Below are 20180 nucleotides of genomic sequence, written 5' to 3' on the forward strand. Positions count from 1 at the left end.
AAACCTCGAGTAGAGATGTATCCCTCGTGCCCAGCCGCCCTCCCGCCCTGCTTTGGGGCGGGGGGGTGGGGGTGTGCTCCCCCCCCCCCCCCCCCCCCCCCCCCCCCCCAGTGCGGGTCAGGCGGACAGGAAGCGGTTGACCTCGTGGGCGAAGTCGTCGGGGTGCTGAAAGAGGAAGCCGTGTCCGGCGTCGCTGTAGAGGATCACCTTGGCGTGCGGGAGCTTCTGCGACATCGCGTAGGTGGCGTAGGAGTGGATCATGACGTCGTGGGCGCCGTTGGCGACCAGGACCGGCAGGGTCAGTTCCTCCTGCCGGTGCCAGAAACCCTTGAACGAGGCGATGGCACCGAGCTGGCCGCGCACCGCCTCGGGGCCGACGACCGCCCGGGAGTCCTTCAGCCGGTACTCCAGGCGCTCCAGGGACGCACGGCCCGCGGCCGTCGCCTCCTCGGTCTCGGGAAAGAAGAGGTAGAGGAAGTCCTCGGCGGCGTTGACCGGCTTCGCCATCACCTGCTGGGTACGAGCCGAGGGCGGCGGCAGGTCGGGTACGCCGCCGGCCGAGCTGCCCGCGACCACCAGGTGGCGGACGATGTCGGGGGCGGCCAGTGCCACGCCCTGGGCGACGATGCCGCCCATGGACCAGCCCAGCACGTCGATGTCCGTCAGGCCGAGCGCGTGGATGAAGGCGAGTGAGCCCTCCACCATGTCCTCCATGGACGTCGGCGCGTTGCCGGTGGACAGGTTGATGCCCCGGTTGTCGAAGACGATGACCTCCCGTTCGGCGGCCAGCGGCTCCAGGAAGGCCGGGTCCCAGTGGTCGATCGTGCCGCGAAACCGCATGTGCATCACCAGCGGACGGCCGCCCGCCCGGCCGAACCTGCGGTACGCGAAACGCTCGCCCAGCGGTCCCTCGACGTAACGGGTCTCGGCCGCATCGGCCACATAAGCAGACATGCAAGGACTCCTGTTCGGGAAAGGCGGCGCCCCGTCCCGGGGGCACCGGCCGGACTGCTGCGGGGCGGACGTGCGTACGCCGCCGTCAGATGCCGATGACCATGCGGAACCGTGCCTCGCCGCGCAGCATCCGGTCGTAGGCCGCCTGCACGTCGGTCAGCGACGTGTGCTCCACCATCGGCGCCACGTCGTGCGCCTGGGCGAAGGCCAGGTTCTGCTCGTTCTCCGCCGAGGTTCCGGTGAGGGAGCCGGACACCTGCACCGCGTCGAAGATCAGTTGACGCGGCGCGACACGGACCGGCTCCGGCGACACTCCCACCAGGACCAGTCGGCCCCGGCGGGCCAGGCCGGCCAGCAGCGGGCTCACGTCCCCGCCCGCCGCCGTGCCCAGCACCATCCGGGCACCCCCGAGCCCGGTCAACTGCTCGGCGGCGTCCGAGGCCTTGCTGTCGACGTAGTGGTGCGCGCCCAGCCTGAGGGCCAGTTCCTCCTTGTCGGCTCCGCGCGCGATCGCGACCACCCGCAGCCCCAGGGCACGCGCGTATTGCAGGGCGAGGTGCCCCAGGCCTCCGATGCCCTGCACGGCCACCAGGTCACCGGCCACCGGGCCGCCCGGCTGCCGCATGTTGTCGACCAGGGCGTTGTAGACCGTGAACCCCGCACACAACAGCGGCGCCACCCGGGTGGCACTCATCTCCTCCGGCACGGCCACCAGGCCGGTCTGCCGGGCGTACATGTACTCGGCGTAGCCGCCGTCGACATGCACACCTGTGTGCGGCTGGTCCGTGCAGCCGACGAAGTCACCCAACCGGCATGCCGCGCACACCCCGCAGTGCCCGCCAAGGAAGCCCACACCCACCCGGTCGCCCACGCTCCACCTCGTGACGCCCTCGCCGAGGGCGTTGATGCGGCCCACGACCTCGTGCCCGGGAACCCGGCCGGTCTCCCCCTCGTCATGCGGATGCACGGCGACCGAGTCGCTGTGGCAGATGCCGCACGCCTCCACCTGGATCCGCACCTGCCCCGGCCCGGGCGGGACCAGCTCCCGCTCGGTGGGACGCAGGCCGCCGTCCGGGGCGACTTCGACTGCGCGATACGTAGCCATGAGCGACTCCATGTGCGGGAAGGCAAATGCGCGGAAAACGTATGGCCCCAGCGTGTCCCACCGGCCATCGGTCCCAGCATTGCATGTGTCAGTGGAATGTTTGTGGCCACGCTCTTGACCGCGAGTCGGCGGGACAGCGGCCCGACGAGGCGTGGGCTGACTTGACTTTCCCAAGACGACCGGCCACATTCATGGCGGGGGGCAACGACCGGGCCGCGAGGCGCCGGAGCGGAGCGCGCGGCACTGGACGAAGAGAGGAGGGGACATGCCCGGCGGCACGTCGACGCGTCTCGCCCCACAGCCTCTCGCCCCACAGCCTCTCGCCGCTCGGGCCGCAGCCGGCCCGCCGCCCGGTCCACTAAGTTCGCGGACGCGCCGGCCGTCCCGCCACGTACCGCCGAGGAGCGGATAACATGCCACAGGTCAGTGTCCGGGAACGACTGGTCGACAACGCCGAGGACGTCTTCCGCCGTAAGGGGTTCACCGGTACGAGCGTCCAGGACGTCACCGAGGCGGCAGGTGTGCCGAAGGGGTCCTTCTACAACCACTTCCGCAGCAAGCAGGACCTCGGTGTGGAGATCGTCCTGCGTTACGCACGAGCCACCGACCACTCGTTCCTGGAGGGGCAGGGCCCCGCTCTGGAGCGCCTGCGGAGACACCTGACCGCGCAGGTCGAACGTATCCGTGGCTCCGGAATCGAATTCGGATGCCTGCTCGGCACGCTGGCCAGTGACAGCGCCAACGCCGGCGAGAAGGTCCGTGAGGCGGTCCGGGAGGCCCTGGACGGCTGGACGGACGCGATGGCCGCCACGATCGCGGACGGTCAGGCGTCAGGCGAGATCACCCGTGCCTGGCCCGCCACCGCGCTGGCCGCCTTCCTGCTCGACCTCTTCGAAGGCGCCGCGCTGCGGGCCAGGACCGCCGCCGATCACGCGCACATGACCGAGGAGATGAGCATCGCCCTCGAAGCGCTGCGCCCCTGACGACCGAGAGGGCACCGGTGCGCTCCTCGCGCGGGTGGGCCACCGCGTGCCCGCCTCGCACGGAACCGGCACGCGCACGGCGTAGGCCGCACCTCGGGAGCTCGGTACGGCGGCGCGTGGAGCCAGACGGCAGCGGGAACCAGTTGGAGCGGGAGAGGTGACGGGGGCGAACGGTGGGCCGATCGCCCCGTTCACCGGAAGAACGCTGCTGTCACGCCTTGATCGCGTCGAGGGCCAGGTCGAGGGAGCGCATGGCCGCGTCCTCGTCCCGTGTCGCCTTGCCGCGCAGCCCCGCGCCCTCGAAGACGTCGATCAGGAAAGCGGCGAGGTCACCCGCGGGCTCCTGGGATGCGATCTCACCCGACCGCTGCCCCTCCTCGATCACCGGGGCCAGTACACCGACCCACGCGGCGATGCTGCGGCGAACGACCGTCCCGACCTCGTCACCGACCGTGGGTCCCTCGCTCGCCATGGTCATCAGCAGGCATCCGTACTCGACGCCGGTGGAGCTGGTGCGCGAAGCCTGGGCGGCGAAGTGTGCGCGCAGCCGCTCGATCGCCGAGAGGTCCCCGGTGCCGAGCATGGTCACGTCCGTCCCGCGGCTGTAACGGCGGACGATCTCGGCGGCGAGTTCCTGCTTGCTCTTGAAGTGGTTGTAGAAGGAGCCCTTCGGCACACCCGCGGCATTCGTGATGTCCGCGACGCTGGCGCCATTGAAACCTTGCTGACGGAACACGGTCTCCGCGTGTTCGATCAGCTTTCCCCTGACGCTGACTTGAGGCATGCCCTCAATATGGCCGGTCTGCTTGGAATTGTCAAAAACATCATGAGCTGCCATCCCCCCGAGCCGACGCGCTGTTGCAGCCGTGTTTCCGGCGCGCGGGCACGAGCGGGCACATGCCGATTCAGCATGGGGCGATGACACTTCCGTCTTGGACGACCAGCTCCGCTTTCTGCTCGAATGTCACCCGAACTGAGCAGAAGCGAGGAGAGCAGTGACTTCCCTGTCCGGCAACATCACGTCCCCCGTCCTGACGGACCCCGACACCCAGCAGGCGGTGCGGTTCCTCGGCGGTCTCATACGGATGCGGGCGCGGGCCACCGACACCGCGGGCGCCTACGCGCTGCTGGAGCACACTGGTGAACGTGGTTACATGTCGCCCCTGCACCTGCACGAGTCCGACGAGGAAACGTTTTTCATCCTCGACGGCACGCTGCGGGTGGAGGTCGGCAATGAGGTGCGGAGCGTGGGGGCGGGCGGGCTCGCGCTGCTGCCGCGCGGGCTGGCGCACGGCTTCGTCGTGACCTCGCCGACGGCACGCTTCCTGACGCTGCACACACCGGGCGGAGGTTTCGACGCGTTCGTGGCGGACGTGGGCGTGCCGTTCGACGCAGCCGTACCGCCGGAGGCCGGCCCGGGTCCCGACCCGGAGGAACTGACCCGGCTCGCCGCCGCGCACGGCATCCAGATCGTGGGGCCACCGCTGCTGCCCTGACCCGGCTTCCCGGGGACGAGGGCACCGGCGACATTGACATGTAAGATGACCAGTCATATTGTCCGTGGGAGGGCGACCCGTCCTCCCACCATCAACACACCGCCCGAGCCCCGGCCGCAGCGGTCGCAGAGAGGAAGAACGCCGTGTTCGAACGCATCCTGGTGGCCATAGATCCCAGTGCCACCCGGAAGACGGCACTCCTGATGGCCGGGGAGCTGGCCCGCTCGTCCGGTGGAACGGTCCACGTGGTTCACGTGGTGACGTCCATGGTCGCGGGCGACACCGTCGTCAATCTGGAGGACGACGCCGAGGGCAAGGCGATCCTGGAGGAGGCCCTGGCCACACTCCACGGCCTCGGTGTGGCGGCGGAGGGAGAGCTGACGCACAGCCTCACGAACCAGGTGCCCTCCGTCATCTCCGCGGCGGCGGCGGACTTCAAGGCCGACCTGCTGGTCGTGAGCCCCCACCACCGGAGCGCGGTCGCGGCCTTCTTCAATCCGCGGGTCAGTGACGCCGTGGCACACACCAACGGCATAGCCGTTCTGCTGGCTCCCGAGGTGACGCTTCCCAGCCAGTAGCACCGACCGGTTCCCGTCTCTGCGTCGCAGCAGATGCCGGCCCGCCCCCGTCCGCCGTCGGCGGGCTCGGGCGGCCCGGCCGGGGCCGGAGTCATCGACACAAAGGGCACCGGGCGCATGACTGACAGACTCGACCGCAGCGACCACAGGCGGCAGCCGCTCTCGGAGCTGCGGACCAGCCTTCACTTCCTGTCGGCGCCACCGGAGGACAGCGCGGTCGAATGCGCGTTCAGCTATGGCACCGACGATCCACTCACCGTGCGCCTCGAATTCCATGTGCCCGCGGACACTCCCGTCACCTGGGTGGTTGGTCGCGACGTCCTCAGCGCCGGCGTCAAAGGCCTCAGCGGGGACGGTGACTTCAAGGCCTGGCCCTCGCGTGCACAGACCGGCACTCCCCTGCTGTACCTGTGGCTGGAGCGCCCGCAGGGGAAAGCGGTCTTCGCGGCCGACCTCAGCGAGGTGCACCGGTGGTTGGAGCACACCTATGAGCTCGTGCCCGCTGGTGACGAGAACCTCCTCGTGGACTGGGACGGCCTGACCAGGATCCCGCTTCCGCCCGCCTGACGAGGTGTGCCCGTCCCGGACCCGGCGGGCATGGCCCCGAGACGGTCGCTCATCTTCTCCTCACTCGTCTCATCTGGGTGTTCCTGAGTACGATGCCCAGGTCGTCCACACACAAGGGAGTGAAGGCTGTGCCCACCAAGTCAGCCGCCGCCACGGTTCGGTCGCGGTACATGGAGCAGGCCGCGTCCGACCTAGCGGACAACCGCCGGCAGCGGGAAGAACTGCAACGCCAGCTGGATGCCCTGCGCGAGGAGGAGAGACTGCTCCTGGACATCCTCGACCTCGCGGAGCATTCCACGACCGTGCCGGAGCAGGCACGGGGCGAGGAACCGGGGACGGCGCCGGGCACGGACGCGAAGGAGAAGTCCCCGGCGCGTCCGCGCGCGGCCAGGGCCGCCGGGCGCGGGGCATCGCGCAGGGACAGGACTCCCCGTAGGCGTGCCGCGGGGCGCCCCCTCCTCGGAGACCTTCTGCTGGACCTGCTCAAGAGGCACGACAAGCCCCGCCTGGCCAAAGAGTTGCGCGAAGAGCTGATCGAGGCGCATCCCGACCGGGTCCCCACCCCGCAGGTCGTGCGCAACACCCTGGAGGGTCTCGTCGCGAAGGGCCGCATCCAGCGCCACAAGCAGGACCGGTCGGTCATGTACACCGCGCTCGCACCGGGCGGTGCGGTTCCCGGCGGGCACTGACGGGAGCGTACGGCAACCGGCAGAGCGGCCGAGGCGGACCTTCGCGTCGGCCGCCGTCCATCTGCGGCTCGTACCGTCCTCGTCCGTGCGCGCAGGGGAGCGCCGGCACGCCGGTGTCCACGCGGCATCGCCCCCGCTCCACCGCCCACGAACGCCGCGTACGGTCAAATGGCTGATGCCCGGTGTGGGAGACAGCGTCAGACTCGACGCCGTCCCTGTGCTCATCGCGCACCATGAGCACCTCACCGGCGCAGGAGCCCACATGTACATCGAGACGCCGAACCGCAGGGTCGCGGCGGCCAACGGCATCACCTATGCCTACCGCCGGTGCGGTATCGGAGGCGCACCTCCTCCCCTGCTCCTTCTCCAGCACTTCCGCGGCACGCTGGACAGCTGGGACCCGGCCCTGGTGGACACGCTGGCGGCGGAACGCGACGTCATTGCGTTCGACAACGCCGGCATCGGTCTGAGTACCGGCACCACACCCCGCACCATCCGGGACACCGCCCTCGACACCATGGCCTTCCTCCAGGCCGTCGGAGTGCGGCACGTGGACGTGCTCGGGTTCTCCATGGGCGGCTACACGGCGCAGGAGCTGGCGCTGCTCCACCCGGACGCCGTCCGCCGGCTCGTCCTCGCGGCCACCGCCCCACGCGGTGCCCCCGGTATCCACGGACTGCCGGACGATGTCCGCGCCCACGTCGACTTCGATCGGGTGGGGGCACAGGACCACCTGTACACGTTCTTCAACCACACCGAGTCCAGCCAGCGCAGCGGCCTGGAATTCCTCGGACGCTCCATAGAACGGGAACACGAACGGGATCTGCCCGTCAGCGCGGAGGCCCGGGAGGCCCAGTACGAGGCCCTGCTCGAATGGGGCGTACCCGATCAGGACGCGTTGCGCCGACTCGGCGCCATCGAGCAGCCCGCCCTCGTCGCGAGCGGCGACCACGACCTGGTCATCCCGCCGTCCGCACTCCGGCTGCTCGGGAGCTCGCTGCCCAACGCCCGCGTCCATGTGTATCCGGACGCCGGGCACGGCTTCCTGTTCCAGTACCACGAGGAGTTCGCGCGAGAGGTCCTGGACTTCCTGCGCTGAGCCCCGGGCCGCGATCCGGGGGGCGCGGCGCACCGCATATGTCGATTTACGTATGCGCCAACTTGACGAAACCGCCGAGCACATGTCTGATGACGTGTGCGTCGTCTCTAGGTGTCACTTTCATTCGTGTGACACCACATCGGTCGTTTCTCATTTTCGTGAAGTGACGCCTGCGATGCGTGCGCCGCAGTGACAACAGGGGTAAGTGATCCGCCATGCTCGACATCATCCGTCCCGGCGACCCTCGCTACGGGGATCTGCGGCACGTCTACACCGCCACCGGCGCCCCGGCGGCGGTGCTGCGCCCGCGCTCGACGGCAGAGGTGGCGGAGGCGCTGGGGTTCGCCCGTGACGCGGAGGGTCCTGTGTCCGTCCGCAGTGGCGGGCACGGGATGAGCAGCGTGTCCACCAATCGGGGCGGCACCGTCATCGATCTGGGCAGGCTCAGGACGATCGAACGAGTCGGCCCCGGCGGCGATCTCGTCCGCGTCGGTCCCGGTGCCCGCTGGGGCGAGGTCGCCGCGGCGCTGTATCCCTGGGGGCTGGCCATCAGCTCGGGCGACTCCGGGGACGTCGGCGTCGGCGGCCTGGCGACCGCCGGGGGCATCGGGCTCATGGGCCGGGCACACGGACTGACCATCGACCGCCTCACGGCGGCCGAGATCGTCACCGCTGACGGCAGTGTCCGCACACTCGACAGTGAACGGCACCCGGAGCTCTTCTGGGCGGTACGCGGGGCCGGTGCCAACATGGGCATCGTCACCTCCCTGACATTCCGCGCCTCCCCCACACCTGTCGTCGCCCGGGCGACCCTTCAGTACCGGACGGACCGCCTCGCGCCCTTCTTGCGGGCCTGGGGAGAGACGGTGGAAGCCGCGCCACGGCAGATCTCCGCCTTCCTCTATCTCATGGGTGGCGGCTTCGCTCTGGCGACCGTGGTCCACGCCACGGACGACCCGGCCGCGGCCGAACGCGACCTGGCCCCTTTCCTGAGGGTCGCGCCGACCGTCGGGCGCCGCGCCGAACTCCTGCCGTATGCCGCCGTCGTGGCCCCGACACGGGCACCCCACCGGGGACGGCAGGCCGGCCGCACCCACAGTGGGCTGGCCGTCCACCTCGACGGGGAACTCAGCGAGCGGCTCGAGGGGCTGGCCCGTGCCGGGTTCGGCGAGCTGCTTCAGATCCGTTCCGTTGGCGGCGCCGTCAACGACGTGCCGGCCGACGCCACCGCCTACGCCCATCGGCATCAGAACTTCTCCGTCACGGCCGTGGCGCCGTACGCGTCCACGGAGTTCGACGACGCCTGGGCAGCGGTGCGGCCGTCGCTCGACGGTCTGTACCTCAGCTTCGAGTCGGCGTTCACCCCGGAACGGCTCGCCGAGGCGTTCCCCGGCACAACGCTCCAGCGGCTGCGGGACATCAAGAAGCAGGTCGACCCCGACAACGTCTTCCACCAGAACTTCCCCGTCGCCGGTGTTCCGGTCGGCGGGAACGCGGGTGTGTGAGCTCCTGCTGGGCGCGGGCAGAGGGCGGTGCCCTGGGAGCGTGATCTGAGAGGACGGCCTGGCCCGCGGAGCGGACCGGGCCGTCCTCTCGTCGGCGACCCGTGGCGGAGGTGGGCCGGCACCACCGAGCACCTTCCGACGCGCGTGGCGGGCGCATTGAGGCCTATTGAGTTGTGCACAATTCAATTGCGCGCTAAGTTCTTCCATGTCGCCGGGGCGGACCGCCCCGGGGGAGCGAGCTCCGTTACACGTCCATTGCCTGAGGAGAGTCACCATGGGTCTGAAGACCGCCTTCCGCCCCACCCGCAAGCACATCGCCGTGCTGGGCGCCGTCGCCGGAGTCTCGGCACTCACGCTGGCGGTCACGACCCCTGCCAGCGCGGCCAAGGCCGAGCACGGTACGGCGGGCGAGAAGCCGACGGTCGTCCTGGTGCACGGCGCCTTCGCCGACGCCTCCAGCTGGAACGGCGTCATCGAGCGGCTGCGGCGCGAGGGCTATCCGGTGGTGGCACCCGCCAACCCCCTGCGCGGCCTGGCCGGCGACGCCGCCTACGTCCGCAGCGTCCTGGCGAGCGTCAAGGGACCGGTCGTACTCGCCGGCCACTCCTACGGCGGCGCCGTGATCAGCGAGGCCGCGAGCGGCGACCCGCAGGTCAAGGCGCTGGTCTACATCGCCGCCTTCCTCCCCGACAAGGGCGAGAGCGCCCTTGAGCTGTCCAACAAGTTCCCCGGCAGCACGCTCGGCGAGACCCTCAACCCCGTCACCTTCCCCCTGGCCGATGGTGGCACCGGCACCGACCTGTACATCAAGGCCGACAAGTTCCACGACCAGTTCGCCGCCGACGTACCCAGGCCGGTCACCGACCTCATGGCCGCCACCCAGCGCCCCGTCGCCGCGAACGCCCTGGAGGAGAAGGCCACCGAGGCCGCCTGGAAGAGCATCCCGTCGTTCGACCTGGTCACCACCGGTGACAAGAACATCCCGCCGGCCGCCCAGCGCTTCATGGCCGAGCGCGCCCACGCCCACACCGTCGAGGTCGACGCCTCCCACGCCGTCTCCGTCTCCCGGCCGGCCGCGGTCACCCACCTGATCGAACAGGCCGCCCGCAGCACCACCCGCTGACCCGCCGCACGCCGTTCGGCGCCCGGAACGACCGGGCGCCGGCACCGCGGACGTGAGCACCGACCGTCGTACCACCGAACAAGAGGGAGACATCCCCATGAACAGCGAGCCGGAGACCAAGCCCACCGTCGTCCTGGTGCACGGCGCCTTCGCCGACGCCTCCAGCTGGAACGGCGTCATCGAGCGGCTGCGGCGCGAGGGCTATCCGGTGGTGGCACCCGCCAACCCGCTGCGCGGACTGGCGGAAGACGCAGGCGGTCTCCGTGATTTCCTCAAGAGCGTGCAGGGCCCCGTCGTCCTGGTGGGCCACTCCTACGGCGGCGCCGTGATCAGTCAGGCCGCCACCGACAACGCTCGGATCAAGGCGCTCGTCTACATCGCCGCCTTCACCCCCGAGGCCGGCGAGAGCGCACTGGAGCTGTCTGCCAAGTTCCCCGGCAGCACCCTCGGCCCCAACCTCGACCCCGTCGGCAACGGCGACAAGACCGACCTGTACATCAAGGCCGACAAGTTCCACGACCAGTTCGCCGCCGACGTACCCAGGCCGGTCACCGACCTCATGGCCGCCACCCAGCGCCCCGTCGCCGCGAACGCCCTGGAGGAGAAGGCCACCGAGGCCGCCTGGAAGGCCATTCCGTCCTGGAGCCTGATCGCCACGCAGGACTACAACATCCCGCCGGCCGCCCAGCGCTTCATGGCCGAGCGCGCCCACGCCCACACCGTCGAGGTCGACGCCTCCCACGCCGTCTCCGTCTCCCGGCCGGCCGCCGTGGCCGACCTGATCGAACAGGCCGCCCGCACCGTCACCGGCTGACCACGCGGCCTGCACGCGCCCCTGGGAAACGGCCCAGCGGGGCTCGACGCGGTCCGGGGACGACAGAAGTCAGCCGGCCGCGCACACCGCCGCAGGCGCCGTGGTGGTCGCGCCGCAGCCGGGCGGAGCTCCTCGGGCACCGGTCCGGGCGGGTCAGGCCGCCGAGGGCCAGGCGGGGGTGACGCGGTAGCTGTAGATCGGGGCAGGCGCATTCCACCAGTGCAGGCCGGTGACGTCGCCGAGGCTGTTGGTGCAGTCCTTGCCGCTGTAGATCTCCACGTCGACGTACTTGAAGTTGGCCACGGAGAGCATCGGCTCGGGAAGGTTCGTGCACGCGGTGTCGGTAGCCGGAATGGGGTACACCGTGCCGGTGAGGTTGGTACCGGTGTGGAAGTTGGCCTGTCCCCAGGGGATCTCGACCGCCGCGGCAGGTTGTGCGAGGGCCCCGCCCACGAGCAGTGCCGCTCCCGAGAGGGTCAGGGCGGCGCGTCGGTGATGTGCCAACCTGCGGCGACACACCCAGACAATTGTCTAATCAAGTATGGAAAGAATTCTCAACTCCAGGAAGAAGCGGTAGGGTTGACATCCATCATACGCCGATGCGGGGGGTGTCACGCCGCCCGGATCATGTCCGACATCACACCCCCTGAGGAAATCCTGTTGATGCACACCCCGGGCTCGTACATACGTCTGTTCCGGCTGGAGCGCAGCGTCAGGATGTTCTTCCACGGGACGTCGGAGTCGTACGGCCGGAGGTGGAAGTCGACGACGTCAGGAGCGTGATAGAGGGCGAGGACGTCCGGGTCCTTGCTGACGATCGTGACCGTCGTCGGGTCACTCCCCCGCAGCTGCGCGCGCTCGTCGTCGTAACGCCGTTCTATCCGCGCCTGGTACTCCGGCAGGGCGCGGCGCAGGCCGATCTCCGTGCCGCTGACGATGGGTACCTGCGCCACGGCGGCACGCAGCCGGCGATCGGTCGCGCCGAGCACCAGGGCATGGCCCCCGGCGAAGCTGGTCCCCCACAGACCGATGCGGCCCGCGTCGACCTCCGGCCGCGCCTCCAGGTAAAAAATCGCCCGGCGCCAGTCCGCGACCTGCTGCCACGGGTCGGCATCGTGCCGTGGTGTTCCGGTGCTGGAGCCGAAGGTGCCGTGATCGCGGGCCAGTACGACGAAACCTGCCTCCGCGAAGGCCCGGGCGAAGGGTTCGAGTCCCTGGTCCTTGATCCCGCCGAGCCCGATGGCCATGGTCATGCCGGGAGCGGCGTGCCGGCACGGTCGGGCACGAAGAGCCAAGCCCCGGGGGTCGCCCCTTCCGCCGGTATCTCGACGTCGTGACGGGTGAAGGTCATGCACTTGCCTTTCCGGGTCCGTTGCTGCCCGCGTTCGTCCTACTCCGCGACGCGGCGGCCGAGGTCGAGTTCCACGCCGTCGGCGCGCTGGAGCCCACGCTCGAACAGGGAGCGGACGCGGTGCGCGTTCTCCGGGCGTCCGGAGGTCTGGAAGAAGGCCTGAAGGCTGGCGCCGTAGGATTCTTCGGCGGGCAGGGATTCCGCGTCGACCAGGGCCTTGGTCCGGGTGATCGCCGTCTTGTCGAAGCCCGCGACGCGGCGGGCGAAGCCGTCGACGAACCGCTCCAGTTCGCCTTCCGGCAGCACGCGGTTGACGTAGCCGTACGCCGCCGCGAGGTCGGCGGGGAAGTCGTCGGCGCCGAGCAGGATCTCCAGGGCGCGCCCGCGGCCCACCAGGTGGGGCAGCCGGCCGCTGGGATTTCCTCCGGGGACGGATCCGACGCCGACCTCGAACTGTCCGAGCACGGCGCCCGGTCCGGCGAAGCGGATGTCGGTCGCCAGGGCGAACTCGCTGCCGGCGCCGCGGGCGCGGCCGTTGAGCTCGGTGATGGTGACGGCGGGAACCTTCCCGAGCCGGTACAGGTTGTCGGCGAACGGGTGGAGGCCGGAGGGAGCCGGTCGCATCGCGGCGACGCGGGACCGGTCGGCCAGCATGTCCCAGTGCGCCATGAAGAAGTCGGGGTTGGCGCTGCGGAAGACGACCGCGGTCAGCTCCGGGGCCTGCTCGATGCGGGTGACCAGCTCGGCGAGCTGCTCGATGGTGTCAGGGTCGATCAGGTTGATCTCCCCGTTGGAGAAGGTGACCCGCCAGTAGGACGGGCTGACCTCTTCGACGGCGAACTGTTCGTGGGTACTCATGGGTGTCTCCTTGCGGGGTGTAGGTGGCTCTCCGGAGCCGGAGTCATGCCGCGCCGGGGGACGCGAGGTCACTGCGGTGGCCGGCCCTTACGAGCCGGCCGGGCGGTCGAGGTCCGGCAGGTGCCGCCCCATGCGCATCTCGAAGTCGCCTGGGCTGCCCAGTCCCCGTTCCCGCGCCGCGTCGAGCCGGCGCCGGCTGGCCGGGCGGGCCGCGGAGGCCCAGAACGCGCGGCCGGTCCGGGCCTGGAGGCCGTGGGCGGGAAGCGTGACCTCGCCGACGAAGTCCTTCACCTCGACGAGCGCGACCTTGTCGAAGGAGGCGATCCTCTCCGCGACGTCCGTGACGAAGCCGTCCAGGCCGGCGTCCGGAACCGCCCGGTCGACGTAGCCGTAGCGTTCGGCGAGGTCGGCGTCGTAGTCCTGGCCGGTGAGCATGATCTCCAGCGCCCGGCCGCGGCCGGTGAGGAAGGGCAGCCGGTGTGTGGGGGCGCCGCCGGCGACGAGTCCGAGACCGATCTCGGGCTGGGAGAGCACCGCGTGTTCCCGGCTGGCGTACCTCAGGTCGCACGCCAAGACGAACTCGCTGCCCGCGCCCCGGGCGCGTCCCCGGATCTTGGCGATCGACACGAACGGGCCCTCGGCGATCCGCGCCAGTACGTCCAGCCAGGGGGAGAGACCCGTGGGTCCGGTCGGCGGCGGGCTCTGGGGCGGCGGGGCGTCGACGTCGTAGTGCGCCAGGAAGAAGTCGGGGACCGCGCTCTCGAAGACCACGACGCGGACGTCGGGGTCCTGCTCCAACTCTTCGAGGAGAGCGGTCAGTTCACTGATGGTGTGGCGGTCGATGAGATTGAGCGGCGGATGGTCGAAGGTGATCCGCCACACCCGGGGATCCGACCTGTCCATCACGAGGCGCTGCTGTGCTTTGACGGTGACCTCCGGGTGCGCCGAGTCTGGGACCTGTTTTCCAATCTAGCATCTGGATTGGAAAACACGTCCCAGCGGTAGGATGGCGGCATGCCGAAGAGAAGCCATGCAGCCGCCAGGGGTGAGGCACGTTGTTCCATCGTCCGCTCGCTGGAGGTGTTCGGTGACCGGTGGAGTCTGCTGATACTCAGGGAGGCGCTGAACGGGGCGACGCGCTTCTCGGAGTTCAGGGAACGTCTGCACGTGGCCAGCGATGTCCTCACCCAGCGGCTCGGCGTCCTGGTGGACGGCGGAGTGCTGGACAAGCGGCCCTACCGGGAGGCGGGCACCCGTTCGCGGATGGCCTACCACCTGACCCCCGCGGGGCGAGAGCTCATGGTGGTCTTCGGCGCGCTCCAGCAGTGGGGCGACCAGTACTGCCCGCACCCCGACGGCCCTCTGGTGCGCCGCGGCAGCCGGACGAGCGGCCGGCCCCTGCGCGTGGCCTTCGTCGACGAGGACGGCCGGGAGACGCCGCTGGAAGACGTCGACCTCGGCTCACCGGTCGAGGCGGGAACCGAGCGGCCGGTGGCGGCTCACGGATGACCGGTGCGCCGGGGCGAGCCGCCCGGCCGGTGAGATCAGACCGGCCCGGTGGACGAGAAGGGCGATCTGGCCCCGGTTGTCCCGTTCGAGTTCGGTCAGAACGTGAGAGACATGTCTCTTGACCGTCGGAATGCTCTAGTGCAGATCGGCGGCGATCTGGGCGTCGGTCCTCCCCTCGGCGACCGCGACGGAGACTTCCCGCTCACGGGCGGCCAGTCGCTCCAGCAGCGCCCGCGCGGTGTGCCCGTCCCGGGCGGGCTCCTGCCGCACCGGCCCGTCCTCGGACGACGGCCCCGCGACTGACGATGAGCCGGCGCAGGGCGCTCGGGGAGAACACCGGCTCGCCGGCGGCGGCTCTGCGCACGGCGGTCACGAGGTCCTGCGGGAGGGTGTGCTTGAGCAGGAACCCGCTGGCGCCGGTCCGCGGGGCACGCAGGACGTACCCGTCCGTGGCGAACGTGGTGAGCATGATGATCTCGGGAGGGTCCGGGCGGGCGCGCAGGATCCGGGTCGCCTCCAGACCGTCCACGGTCGACATGCGGATGTCCATCAGACAAGGTCCGGGCGGAGACGGCCGACGAGAGCGGGGACCTCGTCGCCGTCCGACGCCTCACCGACCACCGTGATGTCGTCGGCAGCCCCATCATCGGACGTAGCCCGGCGCGGACCAGGGGATCGTCGTCGGCCGGCAGCAGGCGGATCACGCTGACCACGGCCGGGCCTCATGCCGACCACGGGAGCCAGGCCGTCACCCGGCAGCGCCAGGACACGTGCTCATGCGTGAACGTGCCGCCCGCCAGACCGGCGCGTTCGAAGACCCATCGCCCGGCGTACGGGACTGTGTTCAGCAGCTCCGGAGACGCCGGCGGAGCCGCGCTCACGGCCGGGCGGGCCCGTCGGGTCCCGGCCGGCCGCAGCCGGAGCGGCGTCTCGTACGCCGCGGGCTCACTGCGAGGCGGCGAGGGTGAGGGCCGCCGCCACCGCGACGACCAGGAAGAGCACCGGAGCCATCGCACCGCCGCGGGACGCGCTGTCGCCGTAGTCGCCCCACTTCACGTGGTACCTGATCGCTCCGAGGAACAGGACGGCCATGCCGCAGGCGGCAGCGATGCCCAGGGGCTGCCACCAGATGCCCACTACGAGTCCCACCGCCGCGGCCACCTCGGCCAGGCCGATGAAGCGGACCAGCCCGGTGCCGAGTCCCTTCGCCACGAGGCCGTTCGGCGCATCGCCCTTCAACTGGGCCTTGGGCACGCCGGCGGCGAGGGAGAGGAGGGCGAGGAGGACGCTGAGAACAACCGCAGCGATGTACATGACAGTCCTTGGAAGAGATGAGTTGACTGGGGGTGCCCGGGCGGCGCCGTCCCCCGTGCGTGCGCGCAGCGGGGGACGCGAAACGTTCGTACGGCCCGGCGCACGGGTCCGGGACGGCGCACCGTGGTTTCGAGCGGGTACGGCGGACAGCGGCACCGGTCAGGTGGCGATGCCGCGCAGAACCGCCGCGAGCCTGACGAGGTCCAGGCCGGCCAGGTGGTCGAGGAAGTGGCGTCGGACGGATGCCAGGTTGGTCGGCCAGGCCTTCTCCAGCCGGGCGAAGCCCGCGTCGGTGAGGCTCGTGTTCCAACCGCGGGCGTCCTGCGTCGACCTGACCCGCCGCACGAGCCCTCGCCTCTCCAGCCGGTCCACCAGGCGCGTCATACCGCTGACCGACATCTCCACCGCGGCGGCGAGATCGCCCATGCGCATCTGCCGGTCCGGGGCCTCCGAAAGGTTCATCAGCGCCAGGTACTCGACGAGAGGAAGACGCTGCTCCCGGATCATGTCGGCGTCGACGGCGCGCGGCATGGCGTAGACGACGCGGCCGAGCGCCCGCACGACGGCCTCCTCGTCCGCGGTGAGAGGACGCGGTGCCCGCTCAGCGGGCTTCGGAGACCGTGCGTCGGAGGACATGTCCCCCACAGTACTTGCCCGTAGGGGTGGGACGGCCGGGGCGTCGCGACGGGAGCGACACGGCTCGCCCCGGCCGGGTGCGGTCTGATCCTTATCATGCCGGAACCCCCTTCACGGCGGCACGCCCGGCGGCAGCCCGGGATATAATTGCTACGGCAAGCAATCTACCACTAATAATTGTTTCATCAAGTAATCGAGCGAACCCTTCAGTCGGGTCCGCCCCCGGCCGGCACACCTTCCACCGAGCGAAACACGAGGATGAGACCCATGGCACCGAAGCCCGCAGCAACCACGGACGGCGTGCGACCGCTGTCCACGGACGAAGAGGCCGTCGTCCGGGCCCTTCCCTGCCTCATCTACGCCCTGCCGCGCGCGATCGACGCCGACATGATGCGTGAGCAGCGGATGTCCAACACGGAGTACCTGACGCTGATGCACCTGTCCGAGGCGCCCGACCGGCAGATGCGCATGGGCGCTCTCGCCAACGCCTGCGAGATGTCGCTCAGCGGCATGACCCGAGTCGTACACCGCCTGGAGAGTCAGGGTTACATCCAGCGCGTGCGGTGCGACCAGGACGGCCGCAGCTGGCACGCCTACCTCACCGACAGCGGCCTGGCCCGTCTGGAAGAGGCGTGGCCGAGCGCTCTCGCCGCCATACGCCGGCACTTCCTCGACCACCTGGAGGGTTTCGACCTCGGCAAGCTCGCCGCAGCCCTCCGGAACGTCGCCACCTGATCGCCGCGCGCCCGGCGAGCGCCGGCGCCGGGGGGCCGGGGCATGAGCGCCCGCCGTCCGGACGTACCGCCGGCGCGGCATCCTCACGTGGCACGTCGGGTGCGCCCGGCGTGTGACGCACCGCACACGACTCTGCCGAACGGCAGGAGAGACACGTAAGTATATTTGCTTCACGTAGCAAGTTCCTCCTGGATCGACGCGCCACCGTGCCGGCTGGTCGCGCCCAGGGACGGTTCGCCGACCTCGCCGGGGGCGGCTGCCGACGGCGGGCTCCGCGTGAGCCATCGTCAGTGACCGGCGGACCGCGACGGGTCCGACCGCCGAGCAGGGCCCTCGCACGAGCGCACGCGCGCCACACACCCGATCGACCTCCACTGCCGAGCAGTGCACACCACTAGGAAGAAAGATGGCTCCCAGCATCACCGACGTCCCGTCAGAGCACGGCCTGACCACGAGTGTCCTCACTTTCGGGGGCACCGGCCGGCATCGGGGCACCCACGCGGATGAGGACCGGTGCACTCCCCCGGACGAGTTGGCGGGGCATGGCCGTCACCGCCGGCCGGCCGGCGCGTGCCTGGTACCGATCACCGCACTCCTCAGGAGCGGCGACGACGCGACGGCAGGCCTGCACAGCCGGAACTGAGCGCCGTCCGGCCGGGGCGCCGTCCGGCCGGGGGCGGCCGGCGAAGCCGCGGTCCGCACCGCGGTGTCCGCACCCCCGGGAACAGCCCCGTACCGCTGTCCTGGTCCGCACGGCGCACAGCGCGTCAGCCGAGACCAGCCGGTGACTCTGCCGAGGGGCCCTCCTCGGCCCATCAGCGGCGGCCGGCTCGGCCGTCAACACGACAGACAGGACGTTCATGGTGGAGAGCGGCCACGGTGAGGTCGTGTGGCGGTGGTCCGACCGGTTGCCCGACGAGGTGTTCCGGCAGGGGTTCGTCGCCGACAGCGCCGGCTCGCATGTCGCCCTGTGGCGGTGGACGGTCGAGAACACGTCCGAATCCCCGTACGTCTCGACGACGCGCAACCAGATGTACCGGTGTGTCAACAAGCGTTACCGCTACACGATTGCGACCGCCGCGAACAGTGACCGCACAGGCGTGGACGTCACGGCGACCATCGCCCGCCAGCAGGCGAGCGGTTCGGTGCTCCCCGACGGCTTCGTTCCCATGGAAGAGGACGAAGTCGCCTTCACCCACCGTATCGCCCCTGAGGCGATCGTCGGTGTCTTCGACGCGCGGGAGAACCGACACGGGTATTGGGACAGTGCTTCGGGCCACGTTGTCTGGTCCGGGCACGAGGCGCCCGCCGGCGGCCCTTCCCGGGATCAGCTCCCCGGCTATGAGGATGCTCTGCCGTCCTATGAAGAACAGTTGCCCGCTTATCCGGACACGGCTCCCGCCTCCACGTACGCGACGCACAGCGCGGAGCGGCCCGCCCGACAGGTGCCGGTCACCGCGGACGCCGACAGCTCCTTCCCGCGTACGGGGCTCTCCTCGCGTGACGGAGCCGGCACCGCCTCCTCGTCCGGGCGGGTCGACACCGAACGGTGGATCCCCTTCGGGCGTTCCGGCGCCGAGGCGTTCGTCATCCGCGCCCGGAGTGACGGCTCCCGGCGTGTGACACGACCGGCAGCCTCGGGTGAACTCACCCGCGTCGGCTACACCTGGCAGTGGCACACCGGCCCCGGTGATCCTTCCGGGCACATCCACCTCACGCGGCGCATCCATCTGCGCCCCGACGGAACCGACCAGCACCGGCTGGAACTACTCAAGCAGAAGGTGCGCCGGGCGATCGACACCCTGGTCAACCGGCCCGGCTACCGCCTTCCGGTACCGGGCCTGGCCGCCGGCGACGGACCGGTCCTCCACCTCGAGGCCGACTTCGTGGACGACCCCGGCCCGGACCACGCCGACACGGTCGTCACCGTACGCCCGGGGGTTCCCGGCGAACGGGACATGGTGCAAAACGTGTGGTACGCCGACGTCCGGCCCGAGGCCTACGTACACGAGATCATCCATGGCCTCGGCGTGCGCGACGACAGGGCCGACCCCCGCGCCCTGCTCGTCCCGGGCGGCCGCACCCGCGCACACTCCGATCCCGGCACCTCCAGCATCATGGGCCCCTTCACCGAAGAGGCTCTGCTGCGCCCCCTCGTCCTCACCGACGACCACCTCCGGCAGATCGCCGAGGTCTTCGCCCCCCACGCCCGCAACCCACAGCCCGTCGACAACGCCGACGCCCGCGTCCACCACCGGAACCAGGAGCGGACCGGACCCCGGGACCATGAGAGTCACACCCTCACCCGGCACGCCGGTGACTTCGGCGGCGAGCCGACGACACAGGACCCCGCGCAGGCGCGGTCCGCCCACGTCCGGCCCAACGTGGATCCAGCGGTGGACGTGGAACCCCCGCAGGGTGCGGCGGAAGATTTCGAACGGCAGCTCGGCGCGCGCTGGACGCGAGGGCTGTCGTCGCCATGTCGAGCCGGCCCCCCACCACCTCCGGTCGGCCGACCGGCTCGTGCGGCCACGTCGGCAAGCTCACCGCCCGCTCAGACGCCGATGGGTGGATGCTCGACGTTCTTCAGCAGGTGGGCGACCGCCTCGTCCAGGCGGCGCTCGTTCGCCGCCATCTGAGCTGACGCCCAGGATGCGACGGCCTCCACCTTGCGAAGGACATCGGTCCGGACAGCTCGCGGGCGCGTGCCTGTCGATCACGTTCAGCGCATCTTTCTCGCTGAGCGGCGTCATGCGGCAAGCCCGGTGATAAGGCGCTCGGTCGGTTCTCTCTCTGCCCGCACGTCACACCTCGAAACCGGCCACGCATGCGCCGCGCATGCCGTGACACGACAGGATTCCGGA

The 20180-nt window shown here is 70.5% G+C and carries 21 protein-coding genes and 1 pseudogene; 12 read left to right on the plus strand and 10 right to left on the minus strand.

Translation table 11 applies throughout. The features are described 5' to 3' along the window. Positions 1-117 precede the first annotated feature (117 nt). Positions 118-954, minus strand: coding sequence for an alpha/beta fold hydrolase (locus tag ACZ4WH_RS23820; protein ID WP_468183573.1), 837 nt, complete (start codon positions 952-954; stop codon positions 118-120). Positions 955-1039: 85 nt separating this feature from the next. Next, on the minus strand, positions 1040-2059 hold the full coding sequence (locus tag ACZ4WH_RS23825) for a zinc-binding dehydrogenase (RefSeq protein ID WP_468183576.1): 1020 nt from the start codon (positions 2057-2059) through the stop codon (positions 1040-1042). A gap of 413 nt (positions 2060-2472) precedes the next feature. Here ACZ4WH_RS23825 and ACZ4WH_RS23830 point away from each other — a divergent pair, with 413 nt between their 5' ends. Next, complete coding sequence (locus ACZ4WH_RS23830) at positions 2473-3042, plus strand: TetR/AcrR family transcriptional regulator (RefSeq protein ID WP_468183579.1); 570 nt, start codon at positions 2473-2475, stop codon at positions 3040-3042. 211 nt (positions 3043-3253) lie between these two features. On the opposite strand, the gene ACZ4WH_RS23835 is transcribed toward ACZ4WH_RS23830, so the two are convergent. Continuing rightward, a complete protein-coding gene (locus ACZ4WH_RS23835; RefSeq protein ID WP_468183582.1) occupies positions 3254-3826 on the minus strand; it encodes a TetR/AcrR family transcriptional regulator in 573 nt (190 codons plus the stop codon). 211 nt (positions 3827-4037) lie between these two features. Between ACZ4WH_RS23835 and ACZ4WH_RS23840 the strand changes: the two genes are divergently transcribed. The 8 genes from ACZ4WH_RS23840 (at position 4038) to ACZ4WH_RS23875 (ending at position 10913) form a co-directional block, all read left to right on the plus strand. Beyond that, positions 4038-4538 (plus strand): cupin domain-containing protein, encoded by a 501-nt coding sequence (locus tag ACZ4WH_RS23840; RefSeq protein WP_468183585.1) that lies wholly within the window; start codon positions 4038-4040, stop codon positions 4536-4538. A gap of 143 nt (positions 4539-4681) precedes the next feature. Continuing rightward, on the plus strand, positions 4682-5116 hold the full coding sequence (locus tag ACZ4WH_RS23845; RefSeq protein ID WP_468183588.1) for a universal stress protein: 435 nt from the start codon (positions 4682-4684) through the stop codon (positions 5114-5116). 117 nt (positions 5117-5233) lie between these two features. Continuing rightward, positions 5234-5683 carry an SsgA family sporulation/cell division regulator gene (locus tag ACZ4WH_RS23850; RefSeq protein ID WP_468183591.1) on the plus strand — a complete coding sequence of 150 codons (450 nt, stop codon included), beginning with the start codon at positions 5234-5236 and terminating at the stop codon, positions 5681-5683. Positions 5684-5853: 170 nt separating this feature from the next. Beyond that, positions 5854-6372 carry a hypothetical protein gene (locus tag ACZ4WH_RS23855; RefSeq protein WP_468183729.1) on the plus strand — a complete coding sequence of 173 codons (519 nt, stop codon included), beginning with the start codon at positions 5854-5856 and terminating at the stop codon, positions 6370-6372. A gap of 262 nt (positions 6373-6634) precedes the next feature. Continuing rightward, the gene (locus ACZ4WH_RS23860; RefSeq protein WP_468183594.1) at positions 6635-7471 is read left to right on the plus strand and encodes an alpha/beta fold hydrolase; all 837 of its coding nucleotides are present in this window, start codon (positions 6635-6637) and stop codon (positions 7469-7471) included. A 215-nt stretch (positions 7472-7686) separates the two neighbouring features. Then, the gene (locus tag ACZ4WH_RS23865; RefSeq protein WP_468183597.1) at positions 7687-8976 is read left to right on the plus strand and encodes an FAD-binding oxidoreductase; all 1290 of its coding nucleotides are present in this window, start codon (positions 7687-7689) and stop codon (positions 8974-8976) included. A 274-nt stretch (positions 8977-9250) separates the two neighbouring features. Further along, positions 9251-10099 (plus strand): alpha/beta fold hydrolase, encoded by an 849-nt coding sequence (locus ACZ4WH_RS23870; RefSeq protein ID WP_468183600.1) that lies wholly within the window; start codon positions 9251-9253, stop codon positions 10097-10099. 97 nt (positions 10100-10196) lie between these two features. Continuing rightward, on the plus strand, positions 10197-10913 hold the full coding sequence (locus ACZ4WH_RS23875; RefSeq protein ID WP_468183603.1) for an alpha/beta fold hydrolase: 717 nt from the start codon (positions 10197-10199) through the stop codon (positions 10911-10913). A 153-nt stretch (positions 10914-11066) separates the two neighbouring features. On the opposite strand, the gene ACZ4WH_RS23880 is transcribed toward ACZ4WH_RS23875, so the two are convergent. The 4 genes from ACZ4WH_RS23880 to ACZ4WH_RS23895 all read right to left on the minus strand — a co-directional run bounded on the left by ACZ4WH_RS23880 (position 11067) and on the right by ACZ4WH_RS23895 (position 14025). Beyond that, positions 11067-11417, minus strand: a complete 351-nt coding sequence (locus tag ACZ4WH_RS23880) for a hypothetical protein (RefSeq protein ID WP_468183606.1) — start codon at positions 11415-11417, stop codon at positions 11067-11069. 107 nt (positions 11418-11524) lie between these two features. Next, positions 11525-12166 carry an alpha/beta hydrolase gene (locus ACZ4WH_RS23885; protein ID WP_468183609.1) on the minus strand — a complete coding sequence of 214 codons (642 nt, stop codon included), beginning with the start codon at positions 12164-12166 and terminating at the stop codon, positions 11525-11527. Between the two features lie 137 nt (positions 12167-12303). Further along, complete coding sequence (locus ACZ4WH_RS23890) at positions 12304-13122, minus strand: enoyl-CoA hydratase/isomerase family protein (RefSeq protein ID WP_468183612.1); 819 nt, start codon at positions 13120-13122, stop codon at positions 12304-12306. 87 nt (positions 13123-13209) lie between these two features. Beyond that, positions 13210-14025, minus strand: a complete 816-nt coding sequence (locus tag ACZ4WH_RS23895; protein ID WP_468183615.1) for an enoyl-CoA hydratase/isomerase family protein — start codon at positions 14023-14025, stop codon at positions 13210-13212. A 111-nt stretch (positions 14026-14136) separates the two neighbouring features. Between ACZ4WH_RS23895 and ACZ4WH_RS23900 the strand changes: the two genes are divergently transcribed. Next, positions 14137-14631 carry a winged helix-turn-helix transcriptional regulator gene (locus ACZ4WH_RS23900; RefSeq protein WP_468183618.1) on the plus strand — a complete coding sequence of 165 codons (495 nt, stop codon included), beginning with the start codon at positions 14137-14139 and terminating at the stop codon, positions 14629-14631. Here the strand turns inward: ACZ4WH_RS23900 and ACZ4WH_RS23905 are convergent. The 3 genes and pseudogenes from ACZ4WH_RS23905 to ACZ4WH_RS23915 all read right to left on the minus strand — a co-directional run bounded on the left by ACZ4WH_RS23905 (position 14584) and on the right by ACZ4WH_RS23915 (position 16581). Next, positions 14584-15278 (minus strand): annotated as a pseudogene (locus tag ACZ4WH_RS23905) (response regulator). The gene ACZ4WH_RS23900 and the pseudogene ACZ4WH_RS23905 overlap by 48 nt on opposite strands. A gap of 298 nt (positions 15279-15576) precedes the next feature. Further along, complete coding sequence (locus ACZ4WH_RS23910) at positions 15577-15945, minus strand: DoxX family protein (protein ID WP_468183621.1); 369 nt, start codon at positions 15943-15945, stop codon at positions 15577-15579. A 159-nt stretch (positions 15946-16104) separates the two neighbouring features. Continuing rightward, entirely contained in the window at positions 16105-16581 is a 477-nt protein-coding gene (locus tag ACZ4WH_RS23915; RefSeq protein ID WP_468183624.1) for a MarR family winged helix-turn-helix transcriptional regulator, read from the minus strand. Between the two features lie 267 nt (positions 16582-16848). On the opposite strand from ACZ4WH_RS23915, the gene ACZ4WH_RS23920 reads away from it, so the two are divergent. Continuing rightward, the gene (locus tag ACZ4WH_RS23920; RefSeq protein ID WP_468183627.1) at positions 16849-17316 is read left to right on the plus strand and encodes a MarR family winged helix-turn-helix transcriptional regulator; all 468 of its coding nucleotides are present in this window, start codon (positions 16849-16851) and stop codon (positions 17314-17316) included. Positions 17317-18176: 860 nt separating this feature from the next. Beyond that, entirely contained in the window at positions 18177-19955 is a 1779-nt protein-coding gene (locus ACZ4WH_RS23925) for a scabin-related ADP-ribosyltransferase (protein WP_468183630.1), read from the plus strand. Positions 19956-20180: the final 225 nt, after the last annotated feature.

The organism is Streptomyces sp. NPDC029138, from assembly GCF_055564375.1.

Bases quoted from the DNA above. Each gene is read 5' to 3' on its own strand.
- ACZ4WH_RS23910 (WP_468183621.1), bottom strand. From the start codon at position 15,945: ATGTACATCGCTGCGGTTGTTCTCAGCGTCCTCCTCGCCCTCCTCTCC.
- ACZ4WH_RS23860 (WP_468183594.1), top strand. From the start codon at position 6,635: ATGTACATCGAGACGCCGAACCGCAGGGTCGCGGCGGCCAACGGCATC.
- ACZ4WH_RS23885 (WP_468183609.1), bottom strand. From the start codon at position 12,166: ATGACCATGGCCATCGGGCTCGGCGGGATCAAGGACCAGGGACTCGAA.
- ACZ4WH_RS23865 (WP_468183597.1), top strand. From the start codon at position 7,687: ATGCTCGACATCATCCGTCCCGGCGACCCTCGCTACGGGGATCTGCGG.
- ACZ4WH_RS23875 (WP_468183603.1), top strand. From the start codon at position 10,197: ATGAACAGCGAGCCGGAGACCAAGCCCACCGTCGTCCTGGTGCACGGC.
- ACZ4WH_RS23900 (WP_468183618.1), top strand. From the start codon at position 14,137: ATGCCGAAGAGAAGCCATGCAGCCGCCAGGGGTGAGGCACGTTGTTCC.
- ACZ4WH_RS23870 (WP_468183600.1), top strand. From the start codon at position 9,251: ATGGGTCTGAAGACCGCCTTCCGCCCCACCCGCAAGCACATCGCCGTG.
- ACZ4WH_RS23825 (WP_468183576.1), bottom strand. From the start codon at position 2,059: ATGGCTACGTATCGCGCAGTCGAAGTCGCCCCGGACGGCGGCCTGCGT.
- ACZ4WH_RS23890 (WP_468183612.1), bottom strand. From the start codon at position 13,122: ATGAGTACCCACGAACAGTTCGCCGTCGAAGAGGTCAGCCCGTCCTAC.
- ACZ4WH_RS23835 (WP_468183582.1), bottom strand. From the start codon at position 3,826: ATGCCTCAAGTCAGCGTCAGGGGAAAGCTGATCGAACACGCGGAGACC.
- ACZ4WH_RS23830 (WP_468183579.1), top strand. From the start codon at position 2,473: ATGCCACAGGTCAGTGTCCGGGAACGACTGGTCGACAACGCCGAGGAC.
- ACZ4WH_RS23820 (WP_468183573.1), bottom strand. From the start codon at position 954: ATGTCTGCTTATGTGGCCGATGCGGCCGAGACCCGTTACGTCGAGGGA.
- ACZ4WH_RS23925 (WP_468183630.1), top strand. From the start codon at position 18,177: ATGGTGGAGAGCGGCCACGGTGAGGTCGTGTGGCGGTGGTCCGACCGG.
- ACZ4WH_RS23850 (WP_468183591.1), top strand. From the start codon at position 5,234: ATGACTGACAGACTCGACCGCAGCGACCACAGGCGGCAGCCGCTCTCG.
- ACZ4WH_RS23915 (WP_468183624.1), bottom strand. From the start codon at position 16,581: ATGTCCTCCGACGCACGGTCTCCGAAGCCCGCTGAGCGGGCACCGCGT.
- ACZ4WH_RS23895 (WP_468183615.1), bottom strand. From the start codon at position 14,025: ATGGACAGGTCGGATCCCCGGGTGTGGCGGATCACCTTCGACCATCCG.
- ACZ4WH_RS23920 (WP_468183627.1), top strand. From the start codon at position 16,849: ATGGCACCGAAGCCCGCAGCAACCACGGACGGCGTGCGACCGCTGTCC.
- ACZ4WH_RS23855 (WP_468183729.1), top strand. From the start codon at position 5,854: ATGGAGCAGGCCGCGTCCGACCTAGCGGACAACCGCCGGCAGCGGGAA.